Consider the following 12,505-nt stretch of genomic DNA (forward strand, 5'->3'; position numbering starts at 1 on the left):
CCTTTCTGCTCAGGAGGGCGGGGTCTGGGCGAGCATCGTGTCGAGCCGGTCGATGAGGCCGTCGACCGCCTGCTCGGGGGTGAGCGTCCCCGACAGCCAGCAGGCCTGCATGACCTCCGCGACGCGCGCCTGGAAGTCAGAGCCCGAGCCGGTGAACCACGCGGCGGGCTCGAAGACCGCCTGGTCCATGACCTCGGCGTAGTGGGCCTGGGGGACGAGCTCGCGGTAGGCCGCCGACTCGGTGATCGACAGGTCGGCCGGGGTGTGACCGCCGTCGGCCCACTGCAAGGAGCTCTTGAGCATGCCGGCCACGACCTCGTAGGCCGCGTCCCGCCGTCGCTCGTCGACCTCGGACTGCCGGGGCAGGACGAAGACGTGGCAGTCGCCGAAGGTGGCGGGCGTGCCGAAGACGGCGGGCATGGCCATCGCGTCGAAGGGCACCTCGGCCTTGAGGAAGGACTGGAGCTCCCAGTTGCCCATGAAGGTCATGGCCGTGCGCCCCGTGGAGAAGGAGGCGACGGCGCCGCCGTAGTCCATGTCGGCCTCGGCCACCGTGCCGTCGAGCATCTCCTTGACGAAGGCGGTCACCCTGACGGCCTGCTCGCGGTCGATGACCGCGCGGTGCCCGGGGGTGAGCGTGCACGTCGCGCCGGTCTGGGCGTACAGGGACCAGAACATGCGGCAGACCTGGGCTCCGTCGCCCGTGTAGCCGTAGGAGATCCCCTGGCCCCCGGTCACCTCGGCCAGGGCGCGTCCGGCCGCGAGGAAGCCCTCGGGGCTGTCGAGGCCCACCACCCCGCCCTCGGCGTCGAGCAGCCCGGCGGACTCGCACAGCTCGGTGTTGTAGAACAGGAGGAAGGCGTGGAAGTCCAGGGGCACCGCGTAGAGGCGGCCGTCGAGGACGCACTTGTCCCACAGCAGGGCCGGGAACATCTCCGGGGTCACCCCGTGCTCGGCCAGGCGGTCGAGGTCCCAGGTGTCGAGCAGCCCGCCGGGGGCGTAGCCGATGACCCGGGTGGCGTGCATGACGGCCAGGTCGGGCGAGCGGCCTCCCACCGAGGACATGGCCAGCTTCGTGTAGTACGGGCCGCCCCAGGTCAGGACGACGGGGTCGATCGCCACGCCGGGGTTCTGGGCGTCGACGTCGTCCATCATCGCCTGGAACACCCCGCCGTCACCGCCGGTGAACAGGTGCCACAGCTGGACGCGCGTCTCGTCCTCGGCCGAGGACGAGGAGGCGCATCCTCCCAGGAGGCCCGTCCCGGCGAGACAGGCACCTCCCATGAGGGCTCCGGCCAGGAGGCTGCGCCGGCTGGGCAGTCCTCCTCGCGGTCGGGGGACAGGTTTCATGAGTGACCTCCTTGTCATCCGTCCACGGGTGCAGGGGACCAGGCCCCGGCCAGGAGGCGGGGGCCTGTGACGACGCCGTGGCGCGTCGTCGTGCGGCGGGACAGGGCCGGGCCGACGGTGCTCCCGGCCCGGTGGCGCGCCGGCTGGTCCGGTCTCAGGCAAGCTCGACGGCGAGCCAGGAGGCCGGTGGCAGGACGGTCGTGGCCAGGCCGTCGACGAGGTCAACCTCGTGGGGCACGGGCACGACGGCCTCGGGCTCGTCAGCGGTGTTGACCGCGTCGAGGTCCGTCGGAGCGATGATCCGGGCGCCGCTCACCCGCGAGACCCCCAGGCCCCCCAGGGCGGCGCTCAGCTCGACGGGCTCGTCGAGGCTGCGGTTGAGGGCCAGGAGGGAGCCGGTGGAGCTGTCCTCGTCCCAGGTGACGACGGCGTCGAGTGCGTCGACCTCGCCGAAGCGCTCGGTGGGGGTGCGGGGGCTGGCGACGACCGCGTCGTAGGCGCGGCCGCGGGCGATGCGCGAGGCGATGGCGAAGGGGTGGAAGATGGTCTGGCGCCACGCCCGTCCGCCCCGCTCGGTCATGATCGGCGCGATGACGTTGACGAGCTGGGCCTGGGCGGCGGCCTTGACGCGGTCGGCGTGGCGCAGGAGGCTGATGAGCAGCCCTCCCACGACCAGGGCGTCGGCGCCGGTGTAGCGGTCCTCGATGCGGGGGGCGGCCTCGGGCCAGTCGTCGGGGTCGAAGGTGCCCTCGATCGCGGTCCACTCCGACAGGCGCCACACGTTCCACTCGTCGACGCTGAGCATGATCTTCTTGTCGCTGCGGTGCTTGGCGCCCACGGCGTCGGCGGTGGCGATGACCCCCTCGATGAAGCGGTCGAGGTCGACGCCGGCGGCCAGGAAGCTCGCGCGGTCCTGGGTGCCGGGGTCGACGTAGCGGTGGAGGCTGATGTAGTCGACCTCGTCGTAGGCCAGGTCGAGGACGGTGCGCTCCCAGTCCCCGAAGGTCGGCATCTCCCAGGCCGCCGAGCCGCAGGCCACCAGCTCGAGCCCGGAGTCGACCATGCGCATGGCGCGGGCCGTCGACAGGGCGAGGTAGGCGTAGTCCTCGGCGTTCTTGTGGCCGACCTGCCAGGGGCCGTCCATCTCGTTGCCCAGGCACCACATGCGCACGCCGTAGGGCTCGGGGTGGCCGTTGGCGCGGCGCCGGTCCGAGACCTGGGTCGAGGCGGTGCCGTTGACGTAGTCGAGGAGCTCGACCGCCTCGGTCTCGCCGCGGGTGCCCAGGTTGATGGCCATCATCGGCTCGATGTCCGCCTGACGACACCACTCCATGAACTCGTCGGTCCCGAAGGTGTTGGGCTCGGTCGTGTGCCAGGCCAGCTCGAGGCGGCGCGGGCGCTCGGCCACCGGCCCCACCCCGTCCTCCCAGCGGTAGTTCGACACGAAGTTGCCGCCGGGGTAGCGCACGGTCGTCACGCCCAGCTCGCGCACGAGCTCCATGACGTCCTGGCGCAGCCCGTGCTCATCGGCGGCGGGGTGGCCGGGCTCGAAGATCCCGGTGTACACGCATCGCCCCATGTGCTCGACGAAGGAGCCGTACAGACGGCGGTGGATCTCACCGATGGGACGGTCGGGGTCGACGGAGATGCGGGCCTGCGCCATTGGAGTACCTCTCACACTGCGGGGACGACGGGCCGCCCGGCCCGTCCACAGACAATGGTCCGCCCACTACTTCATCGTTGTCAACAGATCGGACACGGGCGGTTCGTCGGGCACCCCGGCCCGCACGTCCCCCCGGGGGCGCGCCCGGGCGGGGCGGGCCGCACACCGAGGCCCTCGACCTGCACCTCAACTAGACTTCCGGCCATGGCACCCACGATGCTCGACGTCGCCGCCCTGGCGGGGGTGTCGGCCAAGACGGTGTCGCGGGTGGTCAACGGCGAGCCGGGCGTCGCGCCCTCGACCCGCGAGCGCGTCATGGAGGCCATCGCCCGGACCCGCTTCTCACGCGACCCCGCAGCCCGCTCCCTGCGGACCGGGCGCTCGGGAACGATCGGCCTGGCGGTGCCCGAGCTGAGCCAACCCTTCTTCGCCGAGATCGCCGACCGCATCGCCACGCGCGCGGGCGAGCACGGCCTGAGCGTCGTCCTGGGGGTGACCGGCGAGCTCGGCGAGGGCGAGGGCGCCTTTCTCACCGACCACCCCGAGCTCGACGGGACGATCCTGTACTGGCAGGGCCTGTCGGCCCGCGCCCTGTCCGAGCTGGCCCGGGCCCACCCCCTGGTCGTGCTCGGGGAGCGTGAGCACGAGGAGGTCGACCGGGTCACGATGGACAACGCCGGGGGGATCGGCCTGGTCGTGGCCCACCTGGCGGCGCTGGGGCGCCGTCGGGTCGCCGTCCTCGGGGCGCCGGACCCCCGGGTGTGGACCCACGCCGCGGGCCGGACCCGCATGGCGGCCTTCCGCCGGGCCATGGCGGCCCATGACCTCGAGGTCGACGAGCGGATGCTCATCGTGTCCACCGAGTGGCGCCGCCGCGACGGCGCGCTGGCCGCCAGGAGGCTGCTCGACCAGGACCTTCCCTTCGACGCCGTCGTGGCCTTCAACGACGGCCTGGCCCTCGGGGCGCTCCACGAGCTCGCGGCGGCCGGGGTGCAGGTGCCCGAGGACGCCGCGGTCACCGGCTTCGACAACCTCGAGAGCTCGCGCTACGCCAACCCCTCGCTCACGACCGTCTCCCCGCGCCTGAGCGCCTACGCCACGGACGCGGTGCGGCTTCTGCTCGAGCGGATCGACAGGCCCGACGCCCCGGTGCGCACGGTCGTCGAGGACGTCACCCTCCTGCCACGGGACTCCAGCATCGGGGGCGGTGCGCCGTGAGCGAGCGGGTCACGATGAGCGACGTCGCCGCGCGGGCCGGGGTGTCGGCTAAGACCGTCTCCAACGTCCTGCGCGGCATCGAGGGGGCCTCGCCGTCCACGCGCGCCCGGGTGCTCGAGGCGGTCGAGTCCCTGGGCTACCGGCTCAACCCCTCGGCCTCGGCCCTCAGGTCGGGGCGCAGGGGCGCGATCACCCTGGCGGCCCCGACCCTCCTCCAGCCCCTCGTGGCCGACCTGGCCGAGGCCCTCATGCGCGCGGCGGGCCCCGTCCCGGTCATTCTCGAACTGACCCGCGGCCGGGCAGAGCAGGAGGAGGCCGTCCTGGCCGGGGACTGGCTGCGCCGCTCGGGGGCCGCGGTGCTCGTCCCCCGCGCCCTCGACCCCGCGCGGATGGAGACCGACCTCGGCCTGCCGCTGGTCCTGCTGGCCGACGACGGGCCCGCCGGGCTGTCGCGGGTGGGCTGTCCCCCCGATGAGCAGGCCCGGATCGTGGGCGCCCACCTGCGCGAGCAGGGGTGCACCAGCCCCGCGGTCATCGGCACCCGGGAGCCGGCCGACCGGTGGACCGAGGCGTGCGTGCGGGGGCTGGGGGTCGACGAGGAGCTCGTCGTGCGGGTCGAGGACCCCGACGGGGTGCGCGGGGGCGTCGAGGCGGTCTCCCGGCTCCTGCGCTGCGGGCGCCGGGTCGACGCGGTCGTGTGCCACAACGACGCCCTGGCCACCGGGGCGATGGGCACCTTGCTGCGACGTGGCGTGCGGGTCCCCCAGGACGTCGTCGTCGTGGGCCGGGGGGACACCGAGACGGCCGCCTTCGCGGTGCCGGCCCTGACCAGCGTGTCCACCGGCGCCGACCTGCTCGCGCAGGCGGTCCTGGAGATCCTCGCCCCCCACCTGGACGGGCAGCCGGCGGGACCCGCGCGCACCGTGCACGTGGCCCCAGGGCTTATCGCGCGCGAGTCCTCCCTGCGGCGCCCGTAGACCTCGGGCACGACGCGGGCCGTGCCGCCGCGCCGCCGTGCGCCGGCCGTCCCGGCCCGGCCGGCTCTCGCCCTCCGGGCCCCGGGGCGGGGGTCAACCCGTGAGCAGCGCCCGGGCGGTGAGGACGTCGGTGAGCAGGACGTCGACCCATCCGCCCAGGAGCGCGGCCCTGACGGCAGCGTGCTTGCGCTCGCCGCCGGCTGCGGCCACACAGCGCAGGATCGCACGGATCTGCTCGCCGCTGGCGCCGACGAGCCTGTCGTCATAGGACCCGGTGATGGCGCGGCCCTGGGCGTCGAAGAACCGCAGGCACACGTCCCCCACGGCGCCTGCCGCCGCGAGGGCGGCGCGGTCCTGCGCGGTCGTCATGTTCCCGGACTCGCGCAGGAGGGGCGAGGGGTCGAGGGAGCCGATGCCGACCAGGGCGATCGTCACCGACCCGAGCTGGTCCATGACCGCGGTGACAGAGGGGTCCTCACCCAGCTCGGCGGCCGCCGAGGGCGTCCCCAGGACGGCGGGCGAGGAGAAGAACACCGGTTCGCCGCCCGTTGCGCGGGCCAGGATGTCGATGAGGCGCGTCGCCTTGACCTGGACGCGCGGGTGCCCGACACCTCCGAAGAGCTGGATGACGCGTGAGGCGACCTGCGTGCGGAAGGGCGTGAGCTGCTCGACGGCGCTCAGCCAGGTCGCGCTCCACGACGACAGGCCGATGACATCGCCACCGGTGAGGGTCGTCTCGAGGTAGATGGCGCCGGCTGCCGCGAGGGCCGCCCCGATGCCGGTCTCGTCCTCGTCGGCGTCGACGACGACCTCTGAGAGCCCGTAGCACTGCTCAACCTGCTCCTCGAGGTCCGTGTAGGGGCTGGGAGACGTGGAGCTCGGAGGCGATCTCCGACTGCGTCATGCCCAGCTCGTGGTACATCCGCGCGATCCGGGCCATGAGGCGCAGCTGGCTGGAGTCGGCGCTCGCCAGGGACGTCGGCATGTCGAGGTCCTTCTCCCGCTCGGGCCGCAGGAGTCAGTCCTGCATGTTCATTCACTCATCCTCGTGCGCGCTGCCGGACGGGCCGCTGAGGCGGGGTGGTGACGGAAGACCGCGAGCCCTCAGAGCCCCTGGGTGAGCCGGTGGTAGACCTGGCTCAGGCGCAGGTCACGCACGAAGCCGCGCGTCGTCGTGCCCTCCTCGATGACCGCCAGCTCCATCCCGGCGATCTCAGCCAGGTCCTGCCAGCACTCCAGGGTCGTGGCTGTCGACATGACGGTGTGGTGGGCGGCACCAGCCAGCATCCAGCACTCCGCCGAGGTGGCGAAGTCCGGCTCGGGCTCCCACACGGCGCGTGCCACGGGCAGCTTGGGAAGCGGCGCGTCCGGTCCGACGACCCGCACCACGTTGGCCGTCAGGCGGAACCGCTCGCGCATGTCCGACATGGCCACGACGACGCCCGGCCCGGTGTCGGCGTCGAAGACGAGGCGCACCGGGTCCTCGCGGTTGCCGATACCCAGCGGGTGGATCTCCAGGCGCGGGCGCGAGGTCGTCAGGCTCGGGCAGATCTCGAGCATGTGGGCGCCCAGGATCTTCTCCCTGCCCGGGGTCATCTCGTAGCAGTAGTCCTCCATGAGGGAGGCCCCGCCGGCCAGGCCGTGGCCCATGACCTTGGCGGCCCGCACGAGGGCGGCGGTCTTCCAGTCGCCCTCGGCGCCGAACCCGTAGCCCTCGGCCATGAGCCGCTGGACGGCCAGGCCGGGCAGCTGTCGCAGGCCCCCGAGGTCCTCGAAGTTCGTGGTGAAGGCCGTGGCGCCGTGCTCGACCAGGAAGCGGCGCATGCCGGCCTCCAGGCGGGCCCCGTAGCGCAGGGACTCGTGGCGCGGCCCGCCGGGGACCAGCTCGGGCACGACGTCGTAGGCCTCGACGTACTCCTCGACGAGGGCGTCGACCTCCTCGTCCTTCACGGCGTCGACGACGGCGACCAGGTCGTTGACGCCCCACGTGTTGACCGACACGCCCAGGCGCAGCTCGGCCTCGGTCTTGTCCCCCTCGGTGACGGCCACGCCCCGCATGTTGTCCCCGAAGCGCACGAGGCGGGTGCGGTGCAGGGCGTCCCAGCCGGCGGCAGCGCGCACCCAGGTGGCGACCCGCTCCTGGGTCCGCAGGTGGGAGGCGTGACCGACGACGACCTTGCGCGGCTGGCCCAGACGGCTCAGGAGGTACCCGAACTCCCTGTCGCCGTGGGCCGCCTGGTTGAGGTTCATGTAGTCCATGTCGAGCGTGGCCCAGGGCAGCTCGGCCGCGTACTGGGTGTGGAGCTGGAGCAGCGGCTTGCTCAGGGCGTCGATCCCCGCGATCCACATCTTGGCCGGGGAGAAGGTGTGCATCCAGGCCACGACGCCGATGCAGGCCTCGTCGGCGTTGGCGGCGAGCACGGCGGCGAGGATCGCGTCGCGGTCCTTGAGCACCGGCTTCCACACGATGCGCACAGGGACCGCCGGGGCCTCGTCGAGCCAGGCGGCGACCTGGCGGGACTGGTCGGCGACCTGGGCGAGGGTCTGCTCGCCGTAGAGGTCCTGGCTGCCGGTGAGGAACCAGATCTCCTTGCCCGCGAAGGGGCTCGGCAGGGCGACGGACGGTGACGACATGGGTTCTCCTCAGCAGCGCTCGCCCCGGCGTCCTCGCCGAAGGCGTATGGACCCAGGGTGAACGTTCACATTGACAGTGTCAAGGCCCTGCGGCCTCCACGAGGGCGCCGGGAACGTCCTCATCCGCATGAGTCGCCGTCGAGCGCATGAGTTCCGGCGCTTTGCTGGCGCTAGGCACATGCGAAGCGCCGGAACTCATGCGGTTGGCAAGAAACCCTGGCGCCTCTGCCCGGCTCCGCAGAGTCCACGACGGGTTGCCCGTTCACCACGTGCAGCACGCCGGGCCCCACGACACCGCTGCGCAGGGGCCTGTGCCCCGAGCCTCCCCCGGATACGAGGGCGACCTCGCCGGCGGTCTTGGGGTGGCGGCGGTAGACGACCCGCTGGTCCAGGTCCGCACGCAGGGTGTCGGGATGAGCGGCGGCCCGACGGCGCAAGACATCGGGAGCAACTGCTTCGACGGCATTGATCGCACCTTGTGCCGCAGAGCCTGCTCAAGGGCCCTCGGTCATGAAACTCGCGGATGGGGAGGTTCGGGCTCAGTGCTGGCCGTAGACGTTCTGGTAGCGGTCGTGGAGGCGGGCGACGACCTCTGTCGGCAGGGGGACGGCCTCGCCGAGCTGGAGGGCGACGTGCATCGTGCGTGCGACCTCCTCGCACATGGCCGCCGCCTTGACCGCCGAGCGGGCGTCCGGGCCGATGGTGAACGGGCCGTGGTTGGCCATGAGGACGGCCGGGGACGGGGAGTGGGCCAGGGTCTCGACGATGCCCCTGCCGATCGAGTCGTCACCGATGAGCGCCAGGGGGCCCACCGGGATGTCCCCGCCGAACTCGTCGGCCATCATGGTCAGGGCGCAGGGGATCGGCTGGCGGCGGGCGGCCCAGGCCGTGGCGTAGGTGGAGTGGGTGTGCACGACACCGCCCACCCGCTCCATGTGCCGGTAGACGTAGGCGTGGGCGGCGGTGTCGGAGGAGGGGGTGAGGGCGGCCGGGGTGCCGTCATCGATCTTGTCCCCCGCCAGGGTGCACACGACCATCGTGTCAGCCTCGAGCTCGTCGTAGGACACCCCGGAGGGCTTGATGACGAACAGGTCGGTCGGCTCGGGCCCGGCGCCGCGGTCCACGACGACGCGCTCCGAGACGTTGCCCGCCGTCCACACGACCAGGCCCCAGCGGGGCAGCTCGGCGTGGAGGGCGGCGACCCGCTCGCGGGCGGCGGACACGGCCCGCTGGATGTCCTCGTCGAGCTCGGACAGGATGATCGGGGTGGTGGGGGCGGCCACGGGGCCTCCTTCGTCATCGGGTGCGGGGGTCGGTCTCACAGGAGGTCGGTGGCGGCGCGCTCCAGCGGCAGGGCCCGCTCGAAGGCCTCGAGGTAGCGGTCGTACTCGGCGACCTCCTCGGGGTCGGGGGTGACGGTCGAGACCTCGACGTCCTCGAAGACCTCCTCGAGGTAGTCCTCGAGGCTGCGGTCCCCGCCCCGGAGCATGAAGGCGGCCAGGAGGGCCATCCCCCAGGCACCCCCTTGTGAGGCGGAGGCGCCCACGGACACCGGTGCGGCGAAGGCCGCGGCCAGGACGCGCTGGGGCACCTCGGGAGTGCGCAGGAGCCCGCCGTGGGCGACCATCGAGTCGATCGGCACCGACTCGGTGCGCCTGAGGACCTTGAGCCCGTGGCTCATCGAGGCGAAGGCCGCGAAGAGGTGGGCGCGCATGAGGTTGGCCAGGGTCAGGCCGCCCTCGGGGCGCCGCACGAGCATCGGCCTGCCCTCGGGCAGGGAGAACAGGTGCTCCCCGGAGACGAAGTTGTAGGCCAGGACCCCGCCCGGTCCGGTCTCGCCGTCGGCCGCCGCCCCGAGGAGGACCTCGAAGAGGGCGTCGCGGTCGACCTGTGAGCCCACCGCAGCGGCGAGCTCGGAGAACAGGGAGACCCAGGCGTTGAGGTCCGAGGTGCAGTTGTTGGAGTGGGCCATGACCACGGGGGCTCCCGCGGGGGTGGCGACGAGGTCGACCTCCTCGTGCAGGCTGCGGATCGGCTCCTCCAGGACGACCATCGCGAAGGCGCTCGTGCCCAGGCTGACGTTGCCGGTGCGCGGGGCCACGGCGCCGGTGGCCACCATGCCGGTGCCCGCGTCACCCTCGGGCGGGCACAGCGGGATGCCTGGGCGCAGCGCCCCCGAGGGGTCGAGCAGAGCCGCGCCCTCGGCCGTGAGGACACCCGCGTCCTCCCCCGCGACGGCGACCTGCGGGAGGATGTCCGCCAGGGACCAGGGGGCCTCGACAGCCTCGTCGAAGGCGCGCAGGAGCTCGGGGTCGAAGGAGCGGTTGTCCGCGCCGATGGGGAACATCCCTGCGGCCTCTCCCACTCCCAGGACGTGGCGTCCGGTGAGCAGGTGGTGGACGTAGCCCGACAGGGTGGTCAGGCGCGCGATCCGGGCCACGTGCTCCTCGCCGCGGGTCACGGCGTGGTGGAGGTGGGCCACCGACCAGCGCTGAGGGATGTTGAGGCCCAGGAGCCGGGTCAGCTCGGCGGCGGAGTCCTGGGTGAAGGTGTTGCGCCAGGTCCGGAAGGGGGTGAGCAGCCCGCCCTCGGCGTCCAGGGGCAGGTAGCCGTGCATCATGCCCGACACGCCCAGGGCGGCGACGGTGGCCAGCGTCCCGCCTCCCCTGCGCTCCAGGTCGGCGGCGAGGTCGGCCACCGCCTCACGCAGCCCGTCGCGCACGGCCTCCATCGAGTAGCTCCACACGCCGTCGACCAGCTCGTTGGTCCACTCGAACCCGCCCGTCGCCACGACGGCGCACTCGCCGTCGATGAGGACCGCCTTGATGCGGGTCGAGCCCAGCTCGATGCCCAGGACGGTGCTGGCGGGGTCGAGGGGTGCGGTGGTCATGGGGATCTGCTCCGTTGCTGATCGTCGACGGTCCCTCCACGCCCCGCGCCCGGTGGGGGCAGGGGGTCGTGGCGCACACCGATTGTGAACGTTCACATCATGGGAGTCAAGTGTCTCCTGCGGCGCCGTCAGTGACCATGGGCGCCGCAGGAGACAGATCTGGACACTGCTCGACCGGCGAGAGGCGCATGACAGCCCCCGTCAGGGCGCCCGACGCCCACGCACCGGGCACTCCATGCCCTGCAGGCTCGACTGCGCGCCGATCAACGCTCCTGGGCCCCGGCCACGAGCGCCGCGGCGGCGTCGTAGGCAGCACGCACCTGCGGCTGGGGCTCGGCCCGCAGCCGCTCGACACCGGCGAGCTCCCAGGAGGGGGGCTCCTCGCCGCCGACCAGGACCCAGGCCGCCTGCTTGGCGGCACCATCGGCGACGTACTCTCCTGGCTCGGGCACCTCGACGCCCACGCTAAGGACGGCAGGAGCCAGCGCGCGCACGGCCGCCGAGCGGGCCCCGCCCCCCACGAGGGACACCCCGTCGACCTCGACGCCCTGGGCGCGCACCGCGTCGAGGCACGCACCCATGAGGCACAGCAGGCCCTCGACCGCGGCCCGCGCGTAGTTGGCGGCGGTGAGCGAGCCCAGGGTCATCCCGGTGAGCACCCCGGTGGCCTCGGGAAGGTTGGGGGTGCGCTCCCCTTCGAGGTAGGGGACGTGGACGAGGCCGCCCGCGCCGGGCTCGGCCGACAGCGCGAGGCGGTCAAGGTCCTCGTAGCCCACCCCGAGGACCGTCTTGGCGGCGTCAAGCACCCGCGCCCCGTTGAGGGTGCAGGCAAGGGGCAGGTAGGCGCCGGTGGCGTCGGCGAACCCGGCGACCAGGCCGGAGGCGTCGTGGGTCGGGGTGGCCGACACCGCGGCGACGACCCCGCTGGTCCCCAGGGAGACGCTGGTCTGCCCGGGACGCAGCCCCAGCCCGAGCGCCGCCCCGGCGTTGTCCCCGCAGCCCGGGCCCAGCACGAGGTGGGACAGGTCCCGCCCGAGGACCTGCCTCGCCCCGCGCCCCACCGCCTCGCTCGGGCCGGCCACGCGGGGCAGCACGATGTCCTCGACCTCGGCCCGGCTGCGGCGCAGAGCCAGGGCGAGCAGGTCACGACGGTAGGCACCGGCCACCGGGTCGAAGTACCCGGTCCCCGAGGCGTCGGAGCGGTCAGTCGCCAGGGTCTCGAGCCCCTGGGCGCCCGAGAGCCTCCAGGTGAGCCAGTCGTGCGGCAGGCACACGGCGGCGACGCGCGCGGCCGCCTCGGGCTCGTGGTCGGCCAACCACCGCAGCTTCGTGATCGTCAGGGAGGCGACCGGGACGCTGCCCACGGCCTGCGCCCAGGCCCTGCGGCCGGCCGCCTCGTCACCACCCCCGAGCTCGACGACGAGCTCGCGGGCGGCTGCGGCGCTGCGGGTGTCATTCCACAGCAGGGCCGGGCGGATGACCTGCCCGTCGGCGTCGAGCACGACCATGCCGTGCTGCTGACCGCCCACGCTCAGGGCGGCGACGTCGTCGAGCCCACCGGCCCCGTCCACCGCCTCACCGAGGGCGGCCCACCAGCGGTCGGGGTGGACCTCGGTGCCGTCGGGGTGACCGGCCCGCCCCTGGCGCAGGAGGGCGCCGGTGGCGGCGTCGCGGATGACGACCTTGCAGGACTGCGTCGAGGAGTCGACGCCGGCGACCAGTGTCACGGTCCTTCCTTCCTGTCAGTGCTCCTTGTGCTCCCGGTGCTCCCGG

General features: G+C 73.3%; 10 protein-coding genes and 1 pseudogene. 2 read left to right on the top strand and 9 right to left on the bottom strand.

Going from position 1 to position 12,505, the window contains the following annotated elements; all coding sequences use genetic code 11:
• Positions 1-9: 9 nt before the first annotated feature.
• Together EL245_RS05810 and arfA are read right to left on the bottom strand one after the other, a co-directional pair.
• Positions 10-1,350 carry an extracellular solute-binding protein gene (locus tag EL245_RS05810; RefSeq protein WP_161512784.1) on the bottom strand — a complete coding sequence of 447 codons (1,341 nt, stop codon included), beginning with the start codon at positions 1,348-1,350 and terminating at the stop codon, positions 10-12.
• Between the two features lie 154 nt (positions 1,351-1,504).
• Positions 1,505-3,013 carry an arabinosylfuranosidase ArfA gene (arfA, locus tag EL245_RS05815; protein ID WP_126382305.1) on the bottom strand — a complete coding sequence of 503 codons (1,509 nt, stop codon included), beginning with the start codon at positions 3,011-3,013 and terminating at the stop codon, positions 1,505-1,507.
• Positions 3,014-3,217: 204 nt separating this feature from the next.
• Here arfA and EL245_RS05820 point away from each other — a divergent pair, with 204 nt between their 5' ends.
• A complete protein-coding gene (locus EL245_RS05820; protein WP_161512783.1) occupies positions 3,218-4,231 on the top strand; it encodes a LacI family DNA-binding transcriptional regulator in 1,014 nt (337 codons plus the stop codon).
• Positions 4,228-5,208 carry a LacI family DNA-binding transcriptional regulator gene (locus tag EL245_RS05825; RefSeq protein WP_126382307.1) on the top strand — a complete coding sequence of 327 codons (981 nt, stop codon included), beginning with the start codon at positions 4,228-4,230 and terminating at the stop codon, positions 5,206-5,208. The genes EL245_RS05820 and EL245_RS05825 overlap by 4 nt, the downstream gene beginning before the upstream one ends.
• 93 nt (positions 5,209-5,301) lie before the next feature.
• On the opposite strand, the pseudogene EL245_RS05830 reads toward EL245_RS05825, so the two are convergent.
• The 7 genes and pseudogenes from EL245_RS05830 to EL245_RS05855 form a co-directional block, all read right to left on the bottom strand.
• Positions 5,302-6,003, bottom strand: a pseudogene (locus EL245_RS05830) (sugar-binding transcriptional regulator); the annotation flags it as partial.
• A gap of 37 nt (positions 6,004-6,040) precedes the next feature.
• Positions 6,041-6,193, bottom strand: a complete 153-nt coding sequence (locus EL245_RS13590) for a hypothetical protein (RefSeq protein WP_232009889.1) — start codon at positions 6,191-6,193, stop codon at positions 6,041-6,043.
• A 119-nt stretch (positions 6,194-6,312) separates the two neighbouring features.
• Positions 6,313-7,842 carry an L-arabinose isomerase gene (gene araA, locus EL245_RS05835; protein WP_197719457.1) on the bottom strand — a complete coding sequence of 510 codons (1,530 nt, stop codon included), beginning with the start codon at positions 7,840-7,842 and terminating at the stop codon, positions 6,313-6,315.
• A gap of 170 nt (positions 7,843-8,012) precedes the next feature.
• Entirely contained in the window at positions 8,013-8,279 is a 267-nt protein-coding gene (locus EL245_RS05840) for a dihydroxyacetone kinase subunit DhaK (RefSeq protein WP_232009890.1), read from the bottom strand.
• Positions 8,280-8,381: 102 nt separating this feature from the next.
• Positions 8,382-9,125: an L-ribulose-5-phosphate 4-epimerase gene (locus tag EL245_RS05845; protein WP_408608393.1), complete on the bottom strand. Its 744-nt coding sequence runs from the start codon at positions 9,123-9,125 to the stop codon at positions 8,382-8,384.
• Positions 9,126-9,160: 35 nt separating this feature from the next.
• Positions 9,161-10,732, bottom strand: coding sequence for a xylulokinase (locus tag EL245_RS05850; RefSeq protein WP_126382308.1), 1,572 nt, complete (start codon positions 10,730-10,732; stop codon positions 9,161-9,163).
• A gap of 263 nt (positions 10,733-10,995) precedes the next feature.
• On the bottom strand, positions 10,996-12,459 hold the full coding sequence (locus EL245_RS05855) for a xylulokinase (RefSeq protein WP_126382309.1): 1,464 nt from the start codon (positions 12,457-12,459) through the stop codon (positions 10,996-10,998).
• Positions 12,460-12,505: the final 46 nt, after the last annotated feature.

Origin of the sequence: Actinomyces howellii (assembly GCF_900637165.1) — a bacterium.
Classification (GTDB): Bacteria; Actinomycetota; Actinomycetes; order Actinomycetales; family Actinomycetaceae; genus Actinomyces; species Actinomyces howellii.

Excerpts from the sequence above, each read along its gene's own strand:
- EL245_RS05820 (WP_161512783.1), top strand. The coding sequence starts at position 3,218 with ATGGCACCCACGATGCTCGACGTCGCCGCCCTGGCGGGGGTGTCGGCC.
- arfA (WP_126382305.1), bottom strand. The coding sequence starts at position 3,013 with ATGGCGCAGGCCCGCATCTCCGTCGACCCCGACCGTCCCATCGGTGAG.
- araA (WP_197719457.1), bottom strand. The coding sequence starts at position 7,842 with ATGTCGTCACCGTCCGTCGCCCTGCCGAGCCCCTTCGCGGGCAAGGAG.
- EL245_RS05850 (WP_126382308.1), bottom strand. The coding sequence starts at position 10,732 with ATGACCACCGCACCCCTCGACCCCGCCAGCACCGTCCTGGGCATCGAG.
- EL245_RS05810 (WP_161512784.1), bottom strand. The coding sequence starts at position 1,350 with ATGAAACCTGTCCCCCGACCGCGAGGAGGACTGCCCAGCCGGCGCAGC.
- EL245_RS13590 (WP_232009889.1), bottom strand. The coding sequence starts at position 6,193 with ATGCCGACGTCCCTGGCGAGCGCCGACTCCAGCCAGCTGCGCCTCATG.